The organism is Paenibacillus intestini (assembly GCF_030803945.1).
Taxonomy (GTDB): Bacteria; Bacillota; Bacilli; order Paenibacillales; family Paenibacillaceae; genus Paenibacillus; species Paenibacillus polysaccharolyticus.
Genome location: NZ_JAURUN010000012.1, coordinates 101,709 through 127,395 on the forward strand (window position 1 = coordinate 101,709; position 25,687 = coordinate 127,395).

Consider the following 25,687-nt stretch of genomic DNA (forward strand, 5'->3'; position numbering starts at 1 on the left):
AACACATATGAAATTGAATTCCTTGTCTACTCGAATCCATACGATTGTGAAACACTTGGAAAGTGCACGATTAACGTCAAAGACATATATACCCGAGCTTTATCATAAAGAGAGTGGATACCATACCTGGGATCTCGTGCATGAAGACCCTTCCTCATGGAATGTGTTCCGCAAAGGCGACGGCTGGGGCGGCAAAGATGTACACAGCTGCTTCAAAACCCGCATTCGCATTCCCGACCATTTGGAGGGAAAAAAGGTCGTCTGCGCCATCGTTACCGGTGCCACAGATATTTGGAACTATGATAACCCGCAGTTTCTGGCCTTCCTGAACGGAGAACTGATCTGTGGTCTGGATGTGAATCATACCGAGATTGACCTGACGCCATCCGCTGTCAAAGGGGAAGAGTTTGAGCTGGCGCTGTATGCCTACTGTAGCACGTCCGCAGCCGATGTTTTCCTGAACGTATATATTGCCGAGCATCATGAGTCTGTCTCGAATTTGTATTATGACCTGAAGGCTGCACTGGATGCGGCAGACCTGCTACGCGAGGATGATCTGGAGCGTCTGAAGTTGATCGAACAGCTGAACGAAGCTGTAAATTTGCTCGATTTACGCCAAGAGAACAGCGCAGCTTTTCACGCATCCGTACTGAAAGCACGTAAGTATCTGCAAAACCATATCTATGGAGAAACTCGCCCCGACAGTGATCATATCCCGACCGTTCACTGCATTGGTCACACTCATATTGACGTGGCATGGCTGTGGACGCTGGATCAGACACGTGAGAAGGTTATCCGCAGCTTCGCGAGTGTGCTTTATCTGATGGATAAATTCCCGGAGTACACCTTCATGTCCTCCCAGCCTCAGCTCTATGCATATTTGAAAGCCGACTTCCCGTCTTTATATGAGAAAATCAAAGAAAAAGTGGCCGAAGGCCGCTGGGAAGCAGAAGGTTCGATGTGGCTGGAAGCGGATTGTAACCTGATCTCGGGTGAATCGATGATCCGTCAGATTATCTATGGCAAACGTTTCTTCAAGGAAGAATTCGGCGTAGAGAACCGTGTGCTCTGGCTGCCCGATGTATTCGGTTATAGCGCAGCGATGCCGCAGATTATGCGCAAGAGCGGGATCGACTATTTTATGACGACCAAGATTGCCTGGAATGACACTAACCAGATTCCAAACGATACGATGTACTGGAGAGGCATTGACGGTTCGGAGGTTCTGACACATTTCATCACGGCCAAAGACTATATTCCACATCCGGAATTTGGAAAGCACCGTTTCGAGACCACATACAACGGACGTTTTAACGCTTCACAAGTGAAAGGCACATGGCAACGATACCAGAACAAAACCATCAACACCGATGTATTGCAATGCTTCGGCTTCGGAGACGGCGGCGGTGGACCAACGGAGGAAATGCTCGAGCACGGCAGACGGCTTGAAAAAGGACTCCCCGGCGTACCCACGGTGAAACGTACATTTGTGCGTGATTTTTTTGAAAAGTTAGAGCAGAATTTAGAAGGCGTACGTTCTGTTCCGCGCTGGTCGGGCGAGCTATATCTGGAATATCACCGCGGTACGTACACGTCCATGGCTCGTAATAAAAAGTATAACCGTCACAGTGAATTTGCACTGTCCGATGCCGAGCTGTTCTCTATGATTCAACGTCAGGCGGATGCCCAAGCCGACTATCCAACCGAAGCATTGGAACACGCATGGAAGCTGACGATGCTGAACCAGTTCCATGATATTTTGCCAGGCAGCTCCATTGAGCAGGTATACATCGATTCGCAGGAACAATATGAAGAGGTGTTGCGTGTCACGGACGAGTTGAAAAGCAGCGCCTTGAACGGCATTGTAAGCCAGATTACGTCGGATGGTGAAGCCATTGTTGTCTTTAACAGTACCGGCTTTGCGCGGACAGATGTGGTGGAACTGCCCGCTTTTGCGAAAAAAGTAACCGTACATGATGGAGATCGTCCTGTACCAAGTCAGTACACACCAGAAGGCGGATTGGTGTTCCTTGCCGAAAACGTGCCTGCATCAGGATACAAAACGTTCCGCATCATACCGGATGCCGCCGCTGATCTTGGCAGTGCAGGTGTATCGGTTGCCCAGTGGCAGTCGGAGCAGCAATCCATCGAGACCCCTTGGTATGATATTCGCCTGAATGAGAGTGCTGAATTTGTATCCGTGTGGGACAAGCTGGAGGGGCGTGAACTGCTTCAATCCGGTGAGCGCGGCAATGTATTGCAAGTATTCGAGGATCGTCCTGCGGAGTATGAGGCATGGAACATTGATGATTTTTACGAACAACATATGTGGGAGATCAATGATCTAGAGTCGATGGAATGGGTAGAGAGCGGCCCGGTACGTTCCGTGCTTCAAGTGAAAAGACAATTCCTGGACTCTGTCGTTGAACAAACTATCATTTTCTACGCACATACACGGCGGATCGACTTCCGTACCTTCGTAGACTGGAAACAGGAGCATTTGTTGCTGAAAGCTGCTTTCCCACTTGATATTTGGAGTGAAAAAGCCGTCTATGAAATCCAGTACGGTAACGTAGAACGCGCAACACACCGCAATACAAGCTGGGATCAGGCTCGTTTTGAGGTATGTGGTCAGAAGTGGGCTGATCTGGCGGAGAGCGGCTACGGCGTTGCCCTGCTAAATGACTGTAAATACGGATATGACATTCACAATTCGGTGATGCGTCTATCCCTGATCAAGAGCGCAACCTATCCGAACGAAAATGCCGACAAAGAGCAGCATGTGTTCACTTACTCCCTCTATCCGCATCAGGGTGATTTCCGTGAGGGACGAGTTATCCAGGCAGCTTATGATCTCAACCGTCCACTGGTTGGTCTGGAAGTAGGTTCACAAACTGGAACATTGCCGGGTACATGGTCGCTCGCTTCTGTGGATCAGGAGAATGTCGTGCTAGAGGTTATTAAAAAGGCCGAGGACAATGATGACATGATCATCCGTGTCTATGAAGCCCATGGCCGCCGTAGCCGTGCCTCCCTGCAATTGCCTGAGGGAACAGGCGTCACAGCATACGCAACTGATTTGCTGGAGAACATTGAAGCGGAGTGCCGCGTGGAGAATGCACGCATTGCTTTTGATATCAAGCCTTACGAGATTCTGACGTTCCGTATTCCGCGCGTATAAGGCATCTGGCTGAGCAGGCTTGTCATAAAGCGGTGAATGCCAAAAAATGTAAAAGCATAGATGTGTTCTGTTCGGGAATCTGGTTAGATGCTGGCCGGTACATCGTTCCATATGTAAAAGAGTGCCGCTTGTCCTTATGGACGAGGGCACTCTTTTCTATGTGTTCTATTTTAAATGCTCAGTAATCTCGGTAGTCTCTCAAAATTCCTCATACTCACTCGGGTCTTGATTCCATAACCTTCCATCCGGACGATTAAACGAAGCGATGACCTGCATCTCCTCTTTGTTCAACTCAAAATCAAAAATATAAATGTTCTCTTGCTGATGCTCTAAGGAACCTGCCTTAGGAATCGGAATAGAGCCAAGCTGAATATGCCAGCGCAATATAATCTGTGTAGGCGTTTTGCCATGCGTTTCTGCAATGCGAACAATATTCTCGTCCTTCAAAATGTCCTGTAAAGCATCATTCCCACGTCCGATAGGACTCCAGGATTCGTTCACAATGCCATGCTTCGCATCCTGCTCCCGCTGCTTCGCTTGATCGAAGAACGGATGTAGCTCGATCTGATTCAGACTTGGTGCGACGCCCGTCTCCTGAATCAGCCGCTCATTGTGTTCAGGCAGGAAGTTGCTGACACCGATGGAGCGGATATATCCGCGTTTTCTCGCTTCGATTAAAGCTTGCCATGCCTCCACATACATGTCTTTCTTCGGATTAGGCCAGTGGATCAAGTATAGGTCATAATAATCCAGATCGGCTCTATACAGCGATTCCTGAATTGCGACCAACGCTTTGTCATAGGCATGATATCTGCCAGGCAGTTTGGAGGTAATGAGCAGTTCCTCTCTCGCAATGGAGCTTTGTTTGATTGCTCTACCCACGGTAGCTTCATTTTCATAGTTATACGCTGTATCAATCAAGCGATACCCTGCATCAAACGCAGACGCAATGGACTGAACCCCTGCTTCCCCTTTCAAACTGTACGTACCAAATCCAATCGCAGGCACTTTCAAGCCATCATTCAACGTGTATTCCGGGATATGATTCATTCGAGAACTCTCCTTTGTAAAAGGTGGTATGATCTTTCCTGAACAGCACTGGAAATATAAAGCATTCTCTCGTTATTCTACCCCTTCACGCCGGCTTGAATCAATTCAGGCAACTCCCGTTCTATCTGCCATCTCCTATAATTAGATCTGTAATGATGTCCAGTTGTTTCTCTACCGCAATAGGGTCACTCGGAAGGAACTGATCAAAATCAATAGAGTACACATGGCCTGATTTCCCCGCTGGTGAAGCATCGACCAGCTTCTGTACGTCTTTAAGCTTGTCCTCCGCTCCCTTATTCACAGCCAGGAACAGACGGTCACCGATAAACTCGGGAATCACCTCGCTGGATACCTCCCATGTTTCGCCATGAATGACGTCCGACTCTACCTTGGCTGCCGGCTTCAATCCAAGATATTTATAAATAATATTGCCCCCCATATTCGTATCTCCGTATACAAAAAGGGCATCTGGACGTACGTTTAGTATAGAGAACGTTTCATCCGCACGAACATAAGGGCTGATTTTTGCTTTGTATTCTGCGATTTTGGCTGTAAACTTCTCATTCCACTGCTTCGCTTCTTCCTGTTTACCGAGAATATCCCCAAACATCTCTATATCTTTGATGGGTTCATTATTCTGCTCGATCACAATGGTTGGGGCAATCTTGCTCAGTGCATCATACCCACCCTCCACAATCTCGGCTAATGCAGGTGTTGTTACAATCAAGTCTGGTTGCAGGGACAGAATCTTCTCCGCATCTGGCGGTATGCCAATATCGGTAATGCCTGTTTTGTCGCTAATATGCGGGTTGTCCAGAACATATGTCGTTGTGCCCACCGGTTTCACGCCAAGTGCGATCAGCTCACCCAGATGAAAGAAACTAACAACACGCTGTGGGTGCACAGGGATGGCTGTTTCGCCTTTTAAGTGTTTATAAACTCTCGTTTCCGCAGCAGTACTGTCTGATGCGGTCGCCGTTGCTGTTTGGCTTGCAGGCTCTTGAGCTGCCGCAGCCCCTCCTGTGGAATTGCTTGCCTGACATGCACTAAGAATCAACGATGTACATAATACCATCATGGCTCCAAAAGCAGGCCTTGAAAATCGAAACATGGATGTATCCCCTTCCTCACTCAATTGATAATAAGACTCATTCTCATTATGGGAATCAAAAGGAGGGGAGACAATGGACGATTCCAACCCATGTAATGGATTATTCTGAACCTGAGCTGCTTGTTGATATTCTGCGCGGAACTGAAGTGGGGAACGACCAGTGTGTTTTTTAAACAATCGACTGAAATAATATACATCTGCATAACCCACCTTGCTGGCAACGTCCTGGATTCGTGCATCCGACTTCAGAAGCAGCTGTTTGGCACGGTGAATACGCTCATGAATCAGATATTCGATTGGCCCTAGTCCGATCTGATTGCGGAATAAACGCGATAAATAACTCGTGCTGCAATCATATCTGCCCGCCAGTTTCTCCGCTGTAATGGACTCCATATAGTTCGCTTTAATATATTTGATAGCGTCGGTCACGATGTTGATTTTAGCACTCTCTGTATGTGCAAGTGTCTGGAGGTTTTGGCTCAAAACCTCGTATACCATCGGTAAAAAGAGTGATTGGGCTTGTAGCCGATCTAAAAGCTCATTGCTATTCCAGTGACGTTCCATCGCTTCACATTTTTCCTGAATTGGCAGCATTGCGTTTGGTGTAAACCCATAAGAATGGGTTAACCTCTCCTGACCCTCTGATGATACAGGTAAAAATGTATATAAAACCAGATATCCGGCCCATTCCTGATCGTGACCCGGCACTTCAAAAATCGTGTTCTTGTTCTCTCCTCCATAGAAAATGTAAGGTGAGCGGCAATGAACAAATTCACCGGACACCCTCACTCCAATCTCTCCATGCGTAAGAATAAAGAAAAACCCAGTATGTGCTTCAAACTCGGACAGATCCGGAACTGCCCCATGTTGTGCATGATAAGACTGAATACTTTGCAACCGCACTGCCGATCGACTCCACTGCTCGATATAAGCATTCCAATCTATTATCCTCTCCATCAACATCCCCCCTGTCTGTACGTGTACTGTATCTCGAATTCTATGAAGTGAGTTATTCTTCACCTGTGTATTGAAGCAATAGCGATTTTCAGGGGAAACGTTACCATTCCTCATCATCTTCCCATGCTCGCCTCATTACTATGTGCTTAAAATATGCCCTATTATATCACAGACAAAAAGCCATCAACCGGAGAGGTTCATGGCTATTCTAAATATCTTCTGAACTACGTAGTGTAACTATATTAGCGCTACTTACTGGAGCTATTTGTATAGCTACATCATGAAACTATGCAAGAATTGGAGAGTCACTCCCAAAAAGTGCTTGATGGATAGGATACCCCATTAATATTCGCGCACGTATTCTTTATTTTCCTTGAGCTGTACAATGTCATGCCCTGTTGGATTCTGGAAGGCACGCAGCCCAAACGTTGATGCAACTGCAAAGATATGGTCAAAGATATCTGCCTGCACATTCTCATACACAGCCCAGTTGGTGTCATTGCTGAACGCATAAATTTCGAGAGGCAATCCGCGATCCTCCGGAGCAAGCTGTCTCACAATCATCGTCATATCCTTATTGATCTTCGGATGATGTCGCAAATATTGATGAATATATTCACGGAACACACCGATGTTGGTGAGTTGTCTGCCATTCACGTTGCTTTCCCGATTTACCTGATGCTCTACGTTGTACGCTTCGATTTCTTTTAATTTCGACGTGACATAATCGGTGAGATAGTGGATTTTTTCAAACTCAGCCACCATCTCTTCGTCACAAAAACGGATACTGCTAATATCAATAAAAATGCTCCGCTTAATCCGTCTGCCGCCGGAAACCTGCATGCCTCTCCAGTTTCGGAATGAGTCAGAGATCAGCGCATAACTCGGAATCATGGTAATCGTCTTATCAAAATTCATGACTTTCACCGTATTCAATGTAATGTCGATCACGTCGCCATCCGCATTGTATTTCGGCATCTCAATCCAGTCGCCTACTCGCACCATATCATTGGATGACAGTTGCACACCCGCAACCAGACCCAGAATGGAATCTTTGAAGATGAGCATCAATACTGCTGATAAAGCCCCCAGTCCACTGAGGATGATTAACGGATTCTGTCCGACCAGACTGGAGATCACAATGATACCGCCAATGATAAACAGTACTATTTTAGCCACCTGAATATAACTCTTGATCGGGCGGATTTTAGACACTTCATAGGTACGATAGATATCATCGAACACGTTCAGCAATGCATTCAGCACCGTAATCATGATAACAATCATGTAGGTCATGGCCGCTTTTTCAATCAAAGCCTGATAACCCGGGAAAATGTAAGCCGTATAATAGATGATAATAGCCGGTACAAGGTGTGATAGTCGCTGGAACAGCTTTTTCTGAACAACGATATGCCCCCATTTGAACCGGTTATGACTCACAATCCGATGCACGGCCTTAAGCACAAGTCGTTTGGCGATATAATTAGCAATCATCGAGATCAGCGCAATAAAGATAATCATAATTACACTGGAAAAGTATCCAAGGGAAGGCTCAGTCATACCGAGTTCCGTTAACTGTTTTTTGATAAAATCCATAACTTCCTCCTGACGCAGTCTAGTTTAGCCTACTATTATAGAGTAGATTAGAGGTTGAGGCAAAAGGACAGAAAATGGTTTATCCAGCTCATATTCAGATAAAGTAGAAAAAACTTTAGTTTGAATCCATAAGATCATTCAAAGAGGTGATGATCTTCTCTTCTTCTCCACTTTCATTTGTCTTAAATCTTTTCAGAGTATACCCAAATTTTTTGAATATAGATTCTTTCAACTTATCCCTTTTTATCTGCTCCGGATTATTCTCATGAAATTTAAATCCATCAACTTCAATGGCCATCGCAAATGATTTGTCCATTTTGTGGTAAATCACGAAATCAACGGAAGAACGATTTTTAATAAACTTTCGCTCCTCTTCGCTTAAACGATCAATATCAGTGAAGAGATTCATTAGATATACCTCACTTGATAAGGAGAACCCTTTAAACTTGGGCCTCTCCATTATTTGAGAAAGTAGTGCCTCCATCAAGTTTTCACTTTTGTGTATCGACCTGTTAAACCTACTAGCATGATTTCTAAAATCTCTTAGCTTATCTGAATATTCCCTATATAAAAGATCAAAAATGGATACTATTTCACTATCCACAACATTGTCATCCAGCGTACTATATTCCATATAACGCATAAGATCTCCCACTTCATTACCGTATTTACGAAATGCTGAGTGATCAGTCACAAGAATAAATTGATGTTGAGCACGTGATACAGCAACATTAATCAAACTAGGATTATTAACAAAATTCATCCCCATATTACCCAACTTTGTCTGGTCAAGAACGGTTGACATAATCATGATCTTCTTTTCTCTACCTTGGTATTTGTGAATGGTGTCACTCTCAATATCCACTGTAAAATGCTCCAATGCCTTTTCCAATTGCTTGCGATAAGGTGTGGCGAAGCCAATATCCGGGTAAACACTATCAATTTCTGACATACCCTGAAGAACTTCCTGCTCAATAACTTCAAGTTCTCTTGAATTAAACTTCCCCTTCTTTCCGTGCGTCAACTCTCTCATATGATTTCCCAATACTGTCCTATAAATCAGCAGCGGAGAATCAGACATTTGGGTATCTGTATACGTAATCAAATCCCCATCGTAATATTTCCTGTTACAAAATTCGATAATTGCGGGATGACAACGATAATGTTCTCGTAGCATAACGCTCGGAATCTCATCTCTATATAAGGCCAGCAGGGATGATAACACATTATGATCAAAATAATCATATGCTTTATCCATGTTAGGATATGGACCTTTTTTGAGTTTCTCTTTAATTTTAAAATCAACGATATGTGGCAACTGCTTTGTATCTCCTACAATGATGGCATGTTTACAACAGGACAAAGCAAGGGCTCCGGATAGTAAATCCACTTGGGAAGACTCATCTATAATACAATAATCAAACATATAGTTAGGTGGTACACAGTTTCTCAATGAATGTGTCGTACTTAGTACAACCGGGTAACACTCAATAAACTCTCTAAAAATGTCTAATCGAGTATACGATTTTTCGTCACACTGAATGACAGCTCTATGATGATATTTCTTATGTAATTTAAGTCTAAAGAGAGTCTCTGAGCAATGCTGATGTTCATCCAGCAGGTTCTGATAATGGTGCGATTCCAGTTCTTCCTCAATCTTCTGAATTTGACTTGAAAGCTCTGCTATCCTCAGAACATAAAATTGCCTTTGATAATTTAATATGACCTCAATACCTTGTTTTCTCAACCTTTTAAAATCTGTAAAACCGTGCTTGAAAAATAACTTAAATGGATAAAACAACTTGTAGCTTTTCTTAATCTCTGCGGCCAAAAAACTGTCCTTCATAAACTCCAAAATTTTATTAGGTGTTTGTTTGTAGAATGACAGCTTCTCCATAAGAGAGACATCTTGTCGAGCAAAATAATTTTCAAAATGCTCCTGTTCAAGTAGATACGCTGAAAGCTTCTGCTTGCACTGTGCTTTTTCTCTATCACGTTCCATCAAACGCTGTATCTGATCATCAAGCTCTTTAATCCTATCCATACAAGCGACCTCCGAGATATCCGTCTCCCAATCGCTCATGTCCAACTTCGGCAAATTCGCAAAAAATTTCCTTTTATTCTCTTGATTCCCCAGACTAGCTACAAAAAATTGATATCCTTTACGTTCCAGCTTCTCCTGCACGTTTAGGACCGCTGCATTATTACCGGATACCACTGCCACTTTTTTGTCTTGCATTATTGCCAAATTAGCGATGATATTTAAGATCGTTTGTGTTTTTCCTGTACCCGGTGGACCCTCTATAATGCTAATGTTGCTTGTTAAAGCATGATCAAGAGCCGTCTTCTGACTTAGATTAAAATTGAATGGGAAAATAGGATTATTCGTAAATCTGCTCTCCCGCTTGATCGGATTTTTTTGAATAATCTGTCCTAAAACACTATTCGGATCAACATAATTCATTTTGGCGAATTCTTTGGACAGGAATGACTCTTTATCCTTGTGATTCTCATCTTCTTGCTCCTCTTCTTCATCCTCGCTTTTACTTTTTACGTATTTCGATATTTCACGCCAGTATTCTAAAACAGCTTTGGCTTCCGGCCGACCTGAAACACTCTGCTCCAGCCGAATTCGATCTTTGTCATAGGTACGCATACTTCCATTTTCAAATACCACTCGAATTTTAATACCAAAATCCAAGACTTGTTTAACATTATTGAACGGAATACTGTCGTGATAGATTATAGAATCGTTCTCCACCTGCACTACATCTGGCTCTTGTAAAATGAGTACGTCTTGAATTTTATATGTATAAATTTTATCTGAAGTTTTAAACGTTATTCTTACTACAGAAGGACCTACCTCAAAATCTGCAACCTGCTCTGTCTCTTCTTTACCTTTAATGATAATCATGATTTTTTCCTGATTCATAATATCCTCACTACATTCTATGTTGTTCTAAAGTTATATCTAAAATTTCTACAAATCAACCTTATATTCCTTTTTCAAAATACTCTCTAACAAAAAGACCCATCAATCTATAGAATGACGGGTCTGCTCTATTTTATGACACTTCATTTTACAGCCTACATTATGTCACTCGGCCATTCTTAACAATTCACTCACCGTGACCATGCGATACCCCTCTGCCGTCAGTTCTTCCACCAGCACACGCACTGCCTCAACAGTCTGGGAACGTTCCCCGTATCCGTCATGGAAGATCAACACACTACCGGGTTTTACCACGGAACGGGTATGTTCCAAAATGTGTTCCACCCCGGGATTGTCCCAATCCTGTGCACCGCCGTTCACCGCACCGATCGTCCGGTAACCACGTTCCGCAGCCAGAGCTAGAATGTCCCCGTTCACGCCAAAATAAGGCGGACGGAAGCTGCGGGCAGCATTGCCCGTGACTTCTTGAACAAGGCGTTCTGCTTGCCGCAATTCTTCGCCGACCTCATCCAGCGTAAGCTCGGTCAGGTTCGGATGAGTGTATGTATGATTGGCAATCTCATGGCCTTCACGGTGCACCTGTGCCGCAATGTCCGGGTATGCCTCCATCTCCTTGCCGATCATGAAAAACGTTGCATGCCCGCCTGCACGGCGGAAAATGTCCAGCACTTGATGGGTATACACCGGATGCGGGCCATCATCAAACGTAAAAGCTACAACCTTTTCCTGTACAGATACCTGCTCAACTAACTGCGCCATCATGTAACCACAATCCCCTCTCTGACTGCTCAGTTCAACTCCCCCTTATTATTCCACGGCTGGAAGCTGGGGTCTAGTGTAGTCGTCACTTTTATGGAGTCGTTCTCTGAATACCACTGAGTCCTCTGCCTCTTTCCCGCGAAGCAAACTCGCCACACGGGTCAGCCTTTAATCGCACCAGCAATCATACTCTTCTGCACCTGTTTGTTCAGGAGCAGATAGATCACAACCGTCGGTACGGTTGTAATCATTAGACCCGCGCCAATGATGCCCCACTGCGTAATGTACGTTCCAACCATGGACATCATGCCCACCGTCAGCGTTTGATACGCCGTATTGTTAATAAACGTGACCGCAAACATCAGCTCATTCCAGCACGACAAAAATGTAAATATCGCTACCGTGGAGATCGCAGGAGTTACGAGAGGCAGGATAATGGAGAAAAACGTGCGGTAAATCCCGCATCCGTCTATAACGGCAGACTCCTCCATCTCTCTCGGGATACCTTTGAAAAAGCTACCCAGGATGAAGACCGCCATCGGAATGCCGAAGGCTACATAAGGAATGATCAAGGCCCAGTAGCTGTTGAGCAGACTCAGGTTTTTCAAAATAATAAATAACGGCAGGAGCGCCGCATGAATCGGCACCATCATTCCGAGCAGAATCAACGTCATCGTCAGCCCACTGAGCTTCCAGTTCATTCTTGTAATCGCGTATCCCGTCATCGAGGACAGGATCAGCACCAGAATAATGGAGACCGCCGTGACCAGCACGCTATTCATAAAATAGTTCAGGACATGCCCATCAGACAGTGCCTTGGTATAGTTGCTCCACAGAAAGGCTTTGGGTAGCCCTGCCACGTCACCGCTGAAAATTTCACTGTTATCCTTCAGGGAAAACAGTGCCAGCCAGATCAGTGGGTAGATCTGAATGACGGCGATCAGGATCAGAAACGCCTGCAATAACACTTTGCCGATAGCTCCGGTGAGGGAGCGCCGAGGCTGGGGCTTTTTTTGCAACATGATATTGTTAACCGTACTCATACGTCTTCCCTCCCTCTACTCTGTCTTGAACAATGAATTAATAAGGATGGTGCACACCAGACATTCCACGATGATAAAAACAGAAATAGCACTGCCGTATCCGTACCGGAACGTGTCAAAAATGGTAGCGTACATCAGCGTGCTCGGCACCTCTGTACTGTAAAATGGCCCGCCGCCTGTCAGCACATAGATCAGGTCAAACACCTTAAACGCCCCAATTACCGAAAATACAAGACATACCTTCAGAATCGGCTTCATCAACGGGATCATAATGGACCACGCCACACGCATCCGGGAAGCACCATCGATTCGTGCCGCCTCTAAGACATCCTGGGAAACGGATTTTGCCCCAGCGTACATCAGCAACATATGATATCCCATGTACTGCCAGAGCGTTGGAATGAAGGAGGCCGTCAGGGCCGTCTCCTTCTGACCCAGCCAATCCTGCGCCCAGCTGGATAGACCAATGTTTTGCAGCATCACGTTGAGCAGACCGTAATCGGCATTATAAATTTTCGACCATAACTGGGCAATAACGACCGTAGAGATCAGTACGGGAATGAAATACACCGTTCGGTAGAAACCCTCTCCCTTAACGTTGGATGCCAAAATCAACGCGAGCACCAGTGAGATCGGCAACTGAATGAATACGGAGGCTCCTGCAAATAGCAGGGAGTTTTTGATCGAGTTAATCACTCGGGTATCCTTGAACATCTCCACATAGTTGTCCAGACCGATAAACGCGCCTTTCCCCACGCCATTCCAATCGAGCAGACTGTAATAGCTGGAGACAAAGATCGGAATCAGTACAATGCCGCAGAACAAAATCAGTGTAGGTAGTACAAAAACGGCAATCGTACCTTTATTGGAAAATACAGAGTTCATGACTCTTCTCCTCTCAAAGGCGTGACCGGAAACTCCCGGATCACGCCTCGTTTGGGCATTATTTTGATGGTTATCAGGTGCAGACGGGGGAAGCCTACGAGGTTTTAACCTATAGACTTAGCTCCGTTGGTTTCAACTGCGCCATCTGTTTGCAGAACTCCTCTGGCGTCACGTCACCAGCCAGCAGCTGTGCAATCAGATTTTTATGTGCTTCCGCAGACTCGGCTGGCAAAATGTTATCCCACCAGGCGATAAACGAGGTGGCTGTTTTCATAATGTCCGCCGCAGATAGATCGAGAGAAGACAAGCTGGAGGTGTCAAGTGAATCGGTTTTCCAGCTTGGCAGTCCTGCTCCCGCCAGGAAACCTTGTGTGCCGAGTTGCTCGCTCAGATACATGAGGAATTCCGTAGCTTCCTTCGGATGTTTGGTCGTCTGGCTGATGTAGAAACCGTCAACTGCTCCGCCGAAGATCTCAGTGCTAGTGCCTTTGCCATCCTCAAATACCGGGAACGGAATCACCTTCACTTTACCTTTAACTGCCGAGGCAGACGGGTCTTCGATACCTGCATTCACCCAGTTGGCTTGGAACATCATCGCTCCTTTGCCTGCATTAAATGCGCCAAGCATCTCGTCATAACTCATACTGAACATACTGCTGTTGAATGCTCCGGCTTGAGCCAGCTGCTGCATCTTGGTCGCCGCCGCGACAAAGTCCGGTGAATCCCACTTGGACGGATCTTTGAATGCTTCGATCACTGCCGCATTCCCCGCTTGGCGCATCGCAATCATGTCATACCAGTACATGCCCGGCCAGCGGTCTTTCTCACCAATCACGGCTGGGGTAATTCCAGCCGCTTTTAATTTGGTGACAGCATCCAGTAACTCGTTATATGTAGTCGGGATTTTGGCACCCGCCTGCTCGAACAGTTCCGTATTCACGTAAAGGTTGGCGATGTGTGTGTACACAGGTAACGTATAGATTTTGCCATCCATATTGATCGCTTCTGCCATCCCGGGACCCATACGTTCCTTAATATCGTCAGTCAGATAACTCGTAATCTCCAGTACGTTACCGGATTTAATATAGGGCTGCATGAAGCTGCCCCCGCCCATTCCGTAGAACAGGTCTGGTGACTCACCAGCTGCGATGGATGTTTTCACTTTCGTTTTGTATTGTTCACCTGTTGTGCCTGTACGTTCAACCTGGATATCGGGATGCTCGCTGTTCCATTTCTCCACAATCTCAGGTAGCAGTTTGGCTGACGGGTCTGTTGTACCAACCGATTGATCCCACAGCGTCAGCTTGATCTTACCATTGCTTCCCCCCTGTGCTCCGCCAGACGAATCGGACGAACATGCAGCTAGACTTCCCGCAAGTCCCAGAGCCAGAAACAGACTTAAAGATTTCTTTAATAGCGCTTTCATCATATGACCTCCCTGATCTTTTTATTGGTTCTGTACATAGTAGAACTCAGATATTTACACGTACACTCCGATGACAGAATAACCTTACGATCGCTGTTATCCCCAGATTTTTTTGATTCCCTTTTGAAGGGGTAAAATCCCGTGATAAAGGCGAACTCTTCTTTTCTTCAGGTTTTTTCTGTCTTCTCCGTTTTTGTGTAAAAAGTAATTCAACTATGTACCCATATTTTAGTAGTGGTTCGCACTGCGCTCCATTTAGAAAACAAGCATCGACTTGTAATATTTGAACACAATTGAAAGCGCGACCATTTCGAAATAGAAAAGGCTTAATTTCGGACGTTCCGGTATTCGTTCATGGAGCGGCCGAACTGTTTTTTGAATAACACGCTGAAATATTGAGGGTCCGGGATGCCTACCTGCTCTCCGATCTCATACCCTTTCAAATCCGTCTGCTTCAGCAAGGATTCGGCCTTCTTCATACGAAGCTGCGTCAAATACTCAACAAACGTCTGCCCGGTTTCTTTTTTCATCAAACGCCCCAAGTGACCCGGACTTACGTAAAAAGCCGCGGCTGTACTCGACAGCCCCACCTCTGCATTGCTCATCTGCTCTTCCAGGTACGCCTTGACCTGATCGATTAAATTGACTTCCTTCGCTTGTCGTTTGGCTTTAATCACACCCGATATGGCCCGGACATATTGCTCCAGCATCGCTCTCAAGTCTGGTAAATGCTCTGCCATCAGCATTATTGAAACAGCTTCCTGGTTGAATACCTGCTCCCCCTCAAGTTGCTGCTCCATGGCGGCGCGTTGGCATTCGGTAATTACATCCATAGCCGCCATGCGGAACTGTGCGGTATTGGAGAATGGGGTAGCAAGGATCTGTTTAAGTAAAGACACAGCCTCCTCTCCCGCACCAACGCTAATGCAGAATTGCAGCTGCTCTAGAAGCCCTTTATCCGAGCGATACGGCTGACTGCGTTTATCGCTTTCGATCACGAGATCCTCGAAGCAGATGACCTGGTTTTTCCCCACAAACGTCTGGTAATCCAGAGCACGACATGCCTCACGGTAAGCAATACAGACACTCTCCCACCCGGAGTACAGCTGTCCAATCCCGATCGTTACGTCTGCCTCGGAACCGTCAACTTTAAGCAGACATCGCAGTTCTTCCAGAAGCTTCTCGGCCTGCTCGGTTAGCTTAGCATCAGGTTGGGTCGCAAGGATGACAATACGATTGTGTGTGTCCATGACAATGATTTTGTATATATCCTGCTGGTAATAGGCCTGTACGTGCTTCAAACCATCCATACGCATCAGGATATGAACTTCCTCTGTAGAAGTCTCCGCTTGTGAAGGTAACGCGGCCTGTACCTCGATGATGGCTACTCGAGACTGCGGGTGGTCCGCAGCGATTGGAATGCGGTAGAAATGCAACTGTTCCCGCACCTCTTCCTCATGCAACACCCCTTGTAGCCACTGATTCACAAAACGTTCCTTGAGATACGGCAGACTGCGCTTCATCTCCTCTCGTAGCTTGGTCAGCTCATATTCCCTTCCTCTCTCCTGCTCGATAGCCGCTCGCAGCTTGGTGGTAACCTGTAATAACTCAGTAGCTCGAATCGGTTTCAAAATAAAATCGGATATGCCCAGCTTCACACTCTGACGTGCATATTCAAATTCATCATGTCCTGTCACCACTACAATTTTGATGTTCGGATAACGCTCCAAAATGAGACCACTCAGCTCAATGCCGTCCATCTTGGGCATATAAATATCCGTGAATACGATGTCGGGATGTAACAACTCTATCTGCTCTAAGGCTTCTGCCGCATCACAGGCTTCGCCAACGATCTGCATGCCTTGTTCCTGCCAATCGATGCGCATACGTAGTAGATTTCGGATGAGATATTCGTCATCCACAAGCAATACTTTTAATGGTTCCATGATCCAACGTCTCCCTTCGGGATCGTAATGGTTATGGTGGTTCCTTTTCCAGGCACACTCTTAAGATTCAACACATCTTCACGATCATAAAAAATACGCAGCCGCTCCATCGTTCCCCACAGACCAAAGCTTTGATTCACATTGGAGTTAGAGGCGAGATTAGGGTTAGAAGAGAATTTAAAGGAGCTCGAGAGAGTAGCTAGATTAGTTAGGTCGGGGGCGCTGAAGGAGCTAGGCTCTGACTGATCATGCACGAGTCGGATGAAGTTGTGCTTTTCTGTGCGCTGAATCTGTTGCACTTGTTCCTCGGACATACCTGCTCCATCGTCTGTAAGTGTTAGAGTAATGCTATCTCCCGATTGCTGCGCCTGAATACGTATAATGCCCGAGCTGCCTTTGGCGCGAATGCCATGATAGAGTGAATTTTCCACCAGTGGTTGGAGTACGAGTTTCGGAATCAGCACCTGCTCACACTCCGGATCGATATCGTACTGCACCTCAAATACACCCGGATAACGCACCTGCTGGATGGTCAAATAATGACGTACAATCTCAACCTCTTCGCGTAGTGTGATGACCTCATTGCCTTTGCTCACACTCAGCCGATAATAACTTCCGAGTGCCTCCAGCATCTCGCACACTTTATCGTTCATACCCGACATCGCCAGAGAAGTAATCGAGTCGAGTGTGTTGTATAGAAAATGCGGTTTGATCTGTGCTTGGAGCGTGTTCAACTCCGCTCGGCGGATCGTCTGCTGCTCCTGAATAATGCGACTCAGCATCTGCTCGATCTGCTCAATCATCTGATTGTAGCCACTGTACAGTTGTTCAAATTCGTAACTGTTCAGCTCCACTTTAACTTTGCGGAAGTTGCCACTGGGTGCTTTTTGCATGGATCGGAGTAACTTATGAATCGGCTTAATGACGCTACGAGAGATAATAAAAGAACTGATAAAAAAGACAGACCCATTCACCGCCAGCAGCATGAAAGCAAGCAGAACCAGAGAGGTGTTGCGGGTATCTGTTGCGCGATATGGACTCATGCTGATGTATTTCCACTGATCTTCACCTGCTGAGCGGTAAGTCACCGCGTATTCTTGTCCTCCGGAATGTAGAGTCAGAACGCCTGAAGGCTGTTCCTGAAATGCCTGCTTTAACTTCGCTTGATTCGTCTTTAGAATCTCTTGCATACTTGCTTGTTTCTGAGCTGTGGACGAGGATGCATCAGATGGAATTGCCTCTTCTGATTCTGTAGCTGTTGGAGTTGCTGTATGTGCGGTAGATTTTGATGAGGCTGTGTATGCCAGAGATGTTGAAGAAGAAGCTGTAGAAGCCGCATTCTTTACAGCATTTGTCATGGTGTTTGTTGCCGTATTTGTAGTGGCATTCGATGCGATAATCTGCTGATGCTCGTCCAGAATGGCTACCTGAAATGAATCGGATGCCGGTAGATTAGCGTAGGCCTGCGCAATGGATTTCTCTTTGATGTTCATGACCAAAAAGCCGAGTGGAGAGGTATCGTCCAGGTCGCGCATTAAACGAATAAAAGAGACCACCTTCTCTTTCTCTTTCTCTTTTTCATTTTCATTTTCTTTATCTTTTTCTTCTCCCTGTTCTGTTTCGTTCTCAGTCTCCATTTCTAAACTTCTTCCGTTGGCCGGGGGCCTGCCGACATTTTGACTATTGTTTATATCGTTGGTATTTTTGCTGTCCATGTTGCTAGTGTTTTCGTTTTCATGAATTTCTCTATTGAGTTGCTCATAGCCTTGATCTTTGTTAATCACGTTTTGGATTGTTTCTTTGTTAGCAGAATCATGATGAGGAGAATTTTGAAGTTTATTTTCTTTTACATCTGCCCGTGTGTATACAGTGTTGTTAATGTTCTCTGCCACCGCTCCGACTCCGGCTTGCTTTTCGTTGCTGTCACCGCCATTCAGCCTGAGCAGGTATCGCCCTTTGTAATTCAGAGCTTGCTCATACCACGGTGCATCCTTCACATTCGCTTCGAGAAAAGCAGGCCATTGCTGTGTGCCCACCGAAAAACGGTGTCCCGAGTTGTCATAAATGTAGACTGAATCGATTATTGGAACCGCTTGCATAAGATTGGTCAAATACGAACTAACCTTGGATTGCATCTGCAAATTAGCATATACATTGCCTTGCCTTAGCAGGTTCTGCAGGTTCGGATCGGAGAAAATCATTTTCGAATAATTGTTCACATTCTCGATCATCAGATTGACATTAGTCTGGATCGACGTAATCGTCTGCAGAGATGCTTCGTTGATCTTCTGTTGCGCATCATTTTCCGAAATACGGTTCAACACCAGCGCACTAAACGCCACCGTTAGCAGAATAATAACAAAGTACGCAAAGGGAATTTTAAAGGCGAGTGTTTTGGGTTTGCGTAGGATAAACGTTTTGATACGAAATCTCAGTTGCTCATTGAAAGTGACTCTTACATCTTTTTCAGCTTCTACTTTCGCCCCTATCTCGGTATTTTCGTTCACTTTGACCCTCCTTTAGTTCTAATCCGACAACATCAAGCATCATCAATTATTGAGATATCAACCATCCTATCGGATTTTATACAATTGTATATTATAGGCCTGTGTATAGAGGAGGCTCAACCATTTTTATCGTTTTTTTGCTAGTGATGTGGGGAGAGTTAAATGGTATTGAAAAATTGGAAGTAGTTTAGATCAAAGCATAGTATACTAGAGGAAATAAATGAATAAAGGAGTGACTCACATCACAATTGAAAAGCAAACCATCTCCTCTCACAGGTTGACTTGAAAGGGAACTTATAATCATGTACATACTCTGTTTTTAATCGGACTAATCGCTTCAATAACATGCCTAACCTTAGGAGCATACTCAGTAAAGAAAAAAGATGGAAAAGCAATGAGAAGATTTATACTTATGGGAGTTTTTATAGTCATTTTTTGTGCAGGAGTATATGGGATCTGTAACACTACGCCAAGCTTTGCAGATCAAACCGTTTAATCAAACTCCTGAAGAATTTGCTCAACGTTTCAATGCTTCGGCAAAGGAGATTGGCTTAGATTATCATATTGACAAGGTGAAGATAAATTCGGTTAATCAAGATTTTGATATTTTCAAATGCGATCTGAATGGAGCACAGCAGCTATTATAGGAGAATTACAGAAGGACACGAAAGATAGATACAGTTGGTATATACATATACCCAGATGATGATCGTGATTGGCAAAAAATTTTATCGAACCTGATAACAATCCAAATAAACTATTCTATACCCACATTATTAAAAAGTGAACAGGATGAACTCTATTCAAAACTGATCATGCCCGTTAACAATGCTCAAAACACGGAAGCCACAGTTACTAAAAACGGGGGTATTTTCCTCATGTCTCAATATGAAGGAGGGTATTTTTTCAAGTTTATGAAGAGATAACGACTAACTGATCTTAAAAACAAAAGGAGAGTCTATATGAAGCATTTGAAACTATTATGGATATGTATTGGAATGTCAATGATTTTGGTAGCTTGTGGTAATAATACATATCTCGAACAAGAGAAATCGAACATTGAGCATTACTTATCGGAATATGATCAGTACGGAACCATGAGTGATGAGCAGGCACAGTTACTTTCTGAATTAAATCATGGAACATTGATAACCTATGAAGGAGAATACAGAGAGCGCTTTGATGAGGTTACGGAATTGATGAGGACCAAACAGATCAATGAACTGAGAGAAGCATACATAGCCTTGGATGGGGATCAAGATATAAGCGAGCCTGATCGGCCTGGAGTAGCTGAGCTAAGTGAATCCGAACAGAAATATGGCAGATTTGTTTTACGCTACGCAAAAATCTATCTCGATGAAGGTGGTGTGATGTCTGTAGAGGACTTGGAAAGTATCATACGTGGCATGAATTCAATTAAAACCAACGTAAACTCCTATGATTGGAACGCGTTCGATAAACTTATTGAATATATGAAAGCGGGTAACGTTTCTCAAGCAACATCTCAATACTTTGAACTTGCTGATATTTACGGTGTAGAATAAATTAACGCAAAATTTCATCAAGTGACTTAGATGGCTTCTGTATTTATCAGGAGTCATTTTTTTCGTCAGAGAAACCTTGCCTTATGAAACAGAAAAGACCGCCTTTGCAGGCGGTCTTCCGGATACTACTAATGGAGGCGAGGGGAGTCGAACCCCTGTCCGAAGATAACGACACATAAGCTTCTACGGGTGTAGTCACAGTTTTGATGTCACCCGAGTATCGCCCCGTAACCGGCTATACGTTGGGTCAGCCTGATTGTCTTCTTCAGCACACCCCAGGCGGAGATGTGACAGCGTATCCCACTACTTGTTAGCCCCTAGTCCTGTCACATGGGCGATGCAGGGTAGAAGCACGCACACAGTTTCTTAGGCTGCGAAAGCGTAGTTTGTTTGTTGTTTGCCGTTTAATAGGCTTTAGCGTTGATAAAGCGGACGCGTCCCCACTACCCGCTACCCATGCTCGAACTATCCCCGTCGAATCCATAAACGCCCCCTCATATAAGAAGGGCTCCAGGATTAATCCGTGAATACGGAGCAAAGGTGCTGCACATCTAATCCCTCCAAGGTGAAAAGATGTTTCTTACATACTCGGCATTCCTGTCTACTACATGAATAATCATATCACAGCCCGAATCACCGATATAGTGCAGATTGCTGGAAAGCAATCCAGTCTAATGAGCGCAAATGAAAGGTTATCCAGACTATCCAACTAACCAAGCCATCAGGCTCAATCGTCTACATATTATACCGCGTGACTCATCGGAAGTAAAGTTTACCCAGCTACAACCGTCGGTTTAATTAATTTACCCACCGATGCACAAATTTACGCAATCTACAAAATAAAAAAGCCTCACACTCACCCATACATAGGCAAACTGCGAGGCTCCATCGATTCCGAGTTTGCGAAACGTCGTTCTCTTTTAACGCGCAACCTTCTGCTTCTCGCGCAGTGCACGTTGGATATCACGTTGAGCATCCCGCTTCGCGGCAGTGTCACGTTTATCATACTGCTTCTTACCTTTACCCAAGCCAAGTAGCAGCTTCGCATAGCCATTACGAATATAAATTTTCAGCGGCACAATGCTGTATCCATCCTGCTTGGACAACCCAAGTAGCTTATGAATTTGCACTTTATGCATTAACAATTTACGTGTGCGTGTTGGATCAAGCGGATTATGACGATTGCCTTGTTCAAAAGGACTAATGTGCATATTGTGAATATGAATCTCACCGTTACGAATCGTTGCAAATGAGTCTCCAATGTTCGCACGGCCGTTACGAATCGACTTAATTTCTGTGCCCGTCAGCACCATGCCCGCTTCATACGTATCTTCAATGAAGTAGTCATGGGAAGCCTTTTTGTTCTGTGCAAGCACTTTGTTCTGCCCATCATTCTTGCCCATGTCCTCACTCCTTCTTCGTAAAATAAACCCGTACCATGCTGTACCAGCATAGCATCCATGTTGCACCAAAAAACCTGTGCCAGACCTTAATTGTAGCAAGGACGGCTGTTAAAATCAAGAAAGAGGCAGCCTACGCCGCCCCTCCTGATTTCTCACTTACTTCTTTTTCTTCCGAACAAAAGCAGCTGTCCCATTCCCGGCCCCGCCTTTGTTTTTCTTACGTTTACGGCGAGGTGCTCCGCCTTCTTGCGCGCCGCCCGGTGTAGCATTTTCCCCGATATAAATACCACTAGGTGAGGTGTTCTTACGTTTACCTCCGCCTTTGCCACCTTTACCGCTACCGCCCTTACCGGATTTGAAGCTTCCTTCTCCACGGCCGCTACCATTCAGGCTATTTCCTTGGTTACGTTCACCTGATCCACTATCCTGACCAGCCGGGGCAGAGCTATATCCGCCTTTACCCGAACCAAAACCAAAGCTTACCGCACCTTTACCACGACTACCTGAAGCGCCTGTGCCTGCACTTGCATCACTCGCACGACGTTCACCTTTCGGTCTGCCGCTGCCTTTACCAGCAAACCCACCCGTTAATGAGCCTGCGCTTGCTCCGGCATTTGCCGCTCCACCACGGCCACCGCGGGCACCTTTACCACTCTCTTCTGCTGATCTGCCGCCGCGGTCACGTTTACTGCCTGAACCAGCAGCTGCAGCACCGCCTTTTCCGCCACGGTTTCCACCGAAGCCACCTTTGGCTCCGCCTCGGCCGCCGCCGCTACCAGGACGACCACCTTTACCACCGCGAGCACCACGATCGAAACCGCCATCGCGTTCTCGGCGAGGTTTCATATCGACCATTTCAAAATCAATGGTGTACTCTTCCATACTCACTCGTGCTACGCGAATCTTCACTTCGTCACCAATACGGAATACTTTGGATGTACGCTCACCAATCAAAGCCATATGCTGATCATCAAAATGGTAATAGTCATCTGTCAGCGCGCTAAGTCGAATCAGACCTTCGACCGTGTTCTCCAGCTCAATAAACATACCGAAGCTGGTTACGCTGCTGATGATGCCTTCAAACTCTTCGCCGACCTTATCAAGCATGTACTCGGCCTTTTTCATTTTCTCCGTGTCGCGCTCCGCTTCCACCGCCACACGCTCGCGCTCTGAAGACTGCTGGGCGATATCCGACATCCGGCTTGCCAGATACTCTTGGCGATTCTCCGGTAATGCTCCTTTGTTCTCAATCACTTCACGAATGACCCGGTGAATAACCAGATCGGGATAACGACGAATCGGGGATGTAAAGTGACTGTAGAACTCAGCAGCCAGACCAAAGTGACCTGACATTTCCGAGTCATACTTCGCCTGTTTCATGGAACGTAGCATCATCGTGCTGATGACCGTCTGCTCTTTCGTACCGTTAATATCCTCCAGTAGTGATTGAAGCGCCCTTGGATGAATGGCATTGCCACGCCCTTTGACCTGGTGTCCAAAATTCGCCGCAAAAGCGAGGAAGTTTTGCAGTTTTTCCTGATCCGGGTCTTCATGCACACGATAGATGAACGGCACTTTAAGCCAGTGGAAATGCTCCGCTACGGTCTCATTGGCGGCAAGCATGAACTCCTCAATGATTTGTTCTGCAATGGAACGCTCCCGTTTCACAATATCCACCGGTTTGCAGTTCTCATCGACAATGATTTTGGATTCTTCAAAATCAAAATCAACCGCCCCGCGGCGCATGCGCATCGCACGTAGCTTCAAGGCAATCTCTTTCATCAGGTGGAAATCATCCACCAAGTCTTTATAACGTTCAAGCAATTCCGGCTCTTCGCCTTCCAGGATTTTGCGTACGTTGGTATAGGTCATACGTTCCTTCGTTTTAATGACACTCGTGAAAATGTCGTGTTTCACAACCTTCATCTGGTCGTTAAACTCCATCTCACAAGACAACGTCAGACGATCCACCTGCGGGTGCAAACTACAGATTCCGTTCGACAGACGTTGTGGCAGCATCGGAATAACCCGGTCCACGAGATACACACTGCATCCGCGGTTATATGCTTCCTGATCCAGTTTGGAGTTCTCACGCACGTAGTAACCTACATCGGCAATATGCACGCCCAGACGGTAGTTGCCGTTCGGCAGTTTTTCCACGTTAACCGCATCATCCAGATCCTTCGCATCCTCACCATCAATCGTAACGATGTTCAGACCACGCAAGTCGCGACGTCCTTGCTGGATAATCTCTTCATCCGTAATGGAGTCCGGTGCTTTTTCCGCTTCTTGCATCACTTCATCCGGGAAAGCTTCAGGCAGCTGGTGTTTGCGGATGACCGATAAAATATCAATGCCTGGCTCATCCTTGTGACCCAAAATCTCTATAATTTCACCCTCTGCGGCTGCACGGCCTTCCGGATAACTGACAATCTTGGCAACAACTTTCTGTCCATCTACAGCACCGGCAAAATTCGTACGCGGGATAAAAATATCACGATTAATCCGTTTATCGTCCGGAATGACAAATCCGTACACTTCGTGACTCTGAAAAACACCCACAACTTGTGTAATTGCACGCGTCACAATCCGTACAATTTCACCCTCCAGACGTCCACCGGACGGCCCTTGGGACGTTACTTTCACAAGCACAATATCGCCATTCATTGCACTTTTCATATCATTGGCATGGATATATACGTCCGGGTGTTCGCGGTCTTCTGGAATCAGAAAGGCAAACCCCTTCGAATGCGCCTGCAAGCGCCCACGCACCAGATTCATACGTTCTGGCATACCATAGCGGTTGTTACTGGTCAGCAAAATTTGGCCGGATTCCTCCAGCGTATTCAGCATAATCAAAAAGGCTCGGAAATCAGCAGCATCTTCAATCTGAAAGTGCTGTTCCAGCTCCTGATAAGTCATCGGTTTATAAGCGGTCTCCCGCATGAAGTCAAGCAATTGTTGTTCGGTTATCATTAGTTTTCACCTCGGGAAACGTAAGAGTATAGTCTGATCTCTTCTCTTTATGTATCGGAATTCGTGCCGTATTCGTACAGATGCCATATAGTAAAATGCGTATGATTACCGCGCCCTTACTATCTCATACCCTAGTATACACGAATTCAATCCAGCCCATCCGTAGCTACCCAAAAAAGACCCTTGGTCTCTTAACGTTCCAAGTTAGCCGTTTGAGTCTGCTCCTTCAAACAGTTTATGCAGTATGTGATATGCCCGATCTGATTTAAATTAGCATTTAGAAAATTAGTTTCACCACAAATCTTATCTATACGTTTGAAGTATTAATCACAGGATTTTTACATCTCGCC

Annotated in this window: 15 protein-coding genes and 1 other RNA gene; 3 read left to right on the top strand and 13 right to left on the bottom strand. The window is 45.5% G+C overall.

Annotated features, from left to right (window positions below; genetic code table 11):
• The first annotated feature begins 7 nt into the window (after positions 1 to 7).
• Positions 8 to 3,181, top strand: coding sequence for an alpha-mannosidase (locus J2T16_RS24555; RefSeq protein WP_499019429.1), 3,174 nt, complete (start codon positions 8 to 10; stop codon positions 3,179 to 3,181).
• 198 nt (positions 3,182 to 3,379) lie between these two features.
• Here the strand turns inward: J2T16_RS24555 and J2T16_RS24560 are convergent, their stop codons facing one another.
• The 10 genes from J2T16_RS24560 to J2T16_RS24605 all read right to left on the bottom strand — a co-directional run bounded on the left by J2T16_RS24560 (position 3,380) and on the right by J2T16_RS24605 (position 19,414).
• A complete protein-coding gene (locus tag J2T16_RS24560; RefSeq protein WP_499019430.1) occupies positions 3,380 to 4,231 on the bottom strand; it encodes an aldo/keto reductase in 852 nt (283 codons plus the stop codon).
• A gap of 121 nt (positions 4,232 to 4,352) precedes the next feature.
• On the bottom strand, positions 4,353 to 6,299 hold the full coding sequence (locus J2T16_RS24565; protein WP_499019431.1) for an AraC family transcriptional regulator: 1,947 nt from the start codon (positions 6,297 to 6,299) through the stop codon (positions 4,353 to 4,355).
• Positions 6,300 to 6,641: 342 nt separating this feature from the next.
• Positions 6,642 to 7,895 (bottom strand): mechanosensitive ion channel family protein, encoded by a 1,254-nt coding sequence (locus J2T16_RS24570; RefSeq protein ID WP_090924269.1) that lies wholly within the window; start codon positions 7,893 to 7,895, stop codon positions 6,642 to 6,644.
• A gap of 115 nt (positions 7,896 to 8,010) precedes the next feature.
• The gene (locus J2T16_RS24575; RefSeq protein ID WP_336121372.1) at positions 8,011 to 10,827 is read right to left on the bottom strand and encodes an AAA domain-containing protein; all 2,817 of its coding nucleotides are present in this window, start codon (positions 10,825 to 10,827) and stop codon (positions 8,011 to 8,013) included.
• 165 nt (positions 10,828 to 10,992) lie between these two features.
• Positions 10,993 to 11,610, bottom strand: coding sequence for a polysaccharide deacetylase family protein (locus tag J2T16_RS24580; RefSeq protein ID WP_418792701.1), 618 nt, complete (start codon positions 11,608 to 11,610; stop codon positions 10,993 to 10,995).
• A gap of 158 nt (positions 11,611 to 11,768) precedes the next feature.
• Positions 11,769 to 12,650: a carbohydrate ABC transporter permease gene (locus tag J2T16_RS24585; protein WP_222592195.1), complete on the bottom strand. Its 882-nt coding sequence runs from the start codon at positions 12,648 to 12,650 to the stop codon at positions 11,769 to 11,771.
• A 15-nt stretch (positions 12,651 to 12,665) separates the two neighbouring features.
• On the bottom strand, positions 12,666 to 13,535 hold the full coding sequence (locus J2T16_RS24590; protein ID WP_154984848.1) for a carbohydrate ABC transporter permease: 870 nt from the start codon (positions 13,533 to 13,535) through the stop codon (positions 12,666 to 12,668).
• Positions 13,536 to 13,644: 109 nt separating this feature from the next.
• Positions 13,645 to 14,961 (bottom strand): extracellular solute-binding protein, encoded by a 1,317-nt coding sequence (locus J2T16_RS24595; RefSeq protein ID WP_154959895.1) that lies wholly within the window; start codon positions 14,959 to 14,961, stop codon positions 13,645 to 13,647.
• Between the two features lie 326 nt (positions 14,962 to 15,287).
• A complete protein-coding gene (locus J2T16_RS24600) occupies positions 15,288 to 16,907 on the bottom strand; it encodes a response regulator (RefSeq protein WP_336121373.1) in 1,620 nt (539 codons plus the stop codon).
• Positions 16,895 to 19,414, bottom strand: coding sequence for a histidine kinase (locus J2T16_RS24605; protein ID WP_499019432.1), 2,520 nt, complete (start codon positions 19,412 to 19,414; stop codon positions 16,895 to 16,897). The genes J2T16_RS24600 and J2T16_RS24605 overlap by 13 nt, the downstream gene beginning before the upstream one ends.
• A gap of 449 nt (positions 19,415 to 19,863) precedes the next feature.
• On the opposite strand from J2T16_RS24605, the gene J2T16_RS24610 reads away from it, so the two are divergent.
• Both J2T16_RS24610 and J2T16_RS24615 read left to right on the top strand, forming a co-directional pair.
• Positions 19,864 to 20,061 (top strand): hypothetical protein, encoded by a 198-nt coding sequence (locus J2T16_RS24610; RefSeq protein WP_336121376.1) that lies wholly within the window; start codon positions 19,864 to 19,866, stop codon positions 20,059 to 20,061.
• Between the two features lie 315 nt (positions 20,062 to 20,376).
• Positions 20,377 to 20,958 (top strand): hypothetical protein, encoded by a 582-nt coding sequence (locus tag J2T16_RS24615; RefSeq protein WP_336121377.1) that lies wholly within the window; start codon positions 20,377 to 20,379, stop codon positions 20,956 to 20,958.
• A gap of 129 nt (positions 20,959 to 21,087) precedes the next feature.
• Here the strand turns inward: J2T16_RS24615 and ssrA are convergent.
• The 3 genes from ssrA to rnr all read right to left on the bottom strand — a co-directional run bounded on the left by ssrA (position 21,088) and on the right by rnr (position 25,337).
• Positions 21,088 to 21,452, bottom strand: a transfer-messenger RNA (tmRNA) gene (ssrA, locus tag J2T16_RS24620).
• A 426-nt stretch (positions 21,453 to 21,878) separates the two neighbouring features.
• On the bottom strand, positions 21,879 to 22,361 hold the full coding sequence (smpB, locus tag J2T16_RS24625; RefSeq protein WP_090924803.1) for an SsrA-binding protein SmpB: 483 nt from the start codon (positions 22,359 to 22,361) through the stop codon (positions 21,879 to 21,881).
• Between the two features lie 156 nt (positions 22,362 to 22,517).
• Complete coding sequence (rnr, locus tag J2T16_RS24630; protein ID WP_499019433.1) at positions 22,518 to 25,337, bottom strand: ribonuclease R; 2,820 nt, start codon at positions 25,335 to 25,337, stop codon at positions 22,518 to 22,520.
• Positions 25,338 to 25,687: the final 350 nt, after the last annotated feature.

Bases quoted from the DNA above. Each gene is read 5' to 3' on its own strand.
- J2T16_RS24555 (WP_499019429.1), top strand. From the start codon at position 8: ATGAAATTGAATTCCTTGTCTACTCGAATCCATACGATTGTGAAACAC.
- J2T16_RS24575 (WP_336121372.1), bottom strand. From the start codon at position 10,827: ATGAATCAGGAAAAAATCATGATTATCATTAAAGGTAAAGAAGAGACA.
- J2T16_RS24585 (WP_222592195.1), bottom strand. From the start codon at position 12,650: ATGAGTACGGTTAACAATATCATGTTGCAAAAAAAGCCCCAGCCTCGG.
- J2T16_RS24615 (WP_336121377.1), top strand. From the start codon at position 20,377: ATGAAGCATTTGAAACTATTATGGATATGTATTGGAATGTCAATGATT.
- rnr (WP_499019433.1), bottom strand. From the start codon at position 25,337: ATGATAACCGAACAACAATTGCTTGACTTCATGCGGGAGACCGCTTAT.
- J2T16_RS24565 (WP_499019431.1), bottom strand. From the start codon at position 6,299: ATGGAGAGGATAATAGATTGGAATGCTTATATCGAGCAGTGGAGTCGA.
- J2T16_RS24570 (WP_090924269.1), bottom strand. From the start codon at position 7,895: ATGGATTTTATCAAAAAACAGTTAACGGAACTCGGTATGACTGAGCCT.
- J2T16_RS24580 (WP_418792701.1), bottom strand. From the start codon at position 11,610: ATGATGGCGCAGTTAGTTGAGCAGGTATCTGTACAGGAAAAGGTTGTA.
- J2T16_RS24560 (WP_499019430.1), bottom strand. From the start codon at position 4,231: ATGAATCATATCCCGGAATACACGTTGAATGATGGCTTGAAAGTGCCT.
- J2T16_RS24610 (WP_336121376.1), top strand. From the start codon at position 19,864: ATGGGATCTGTAACACTACGCCAAGCTTTGCAGATCAAACCGTTTAAT.
- smpB (WP_090924803.1), bottom strand. From the start codon at position 22,361: ATGGGCAAGAATGATGGGCAGAACAAAGTGCTTGCACAGAACAAAAAG.
- J2T16_RS24590 (WP_154984848.1), bottom strand. From the start codon at position 13,535: ATGAACTCTGTATTTTCCAATAAAGGTACGATTGCCGTTTTTGTACTA.
- J2T16_RS24595 (WP_154959895.1), bottom strand. From the start codon at position 14,961: ATGAAAGCGCTATTAAAGAAATCTTTAAGTCTGTTTCTGGCTCTGGGA.
- J2T16_RS24600 (WP_336121373.1), bottom strand. From the start codon at position 16,907: ATGGAACCATTAAAAGTATTGCTTGTGGATGACGAATATCTCATCCGA.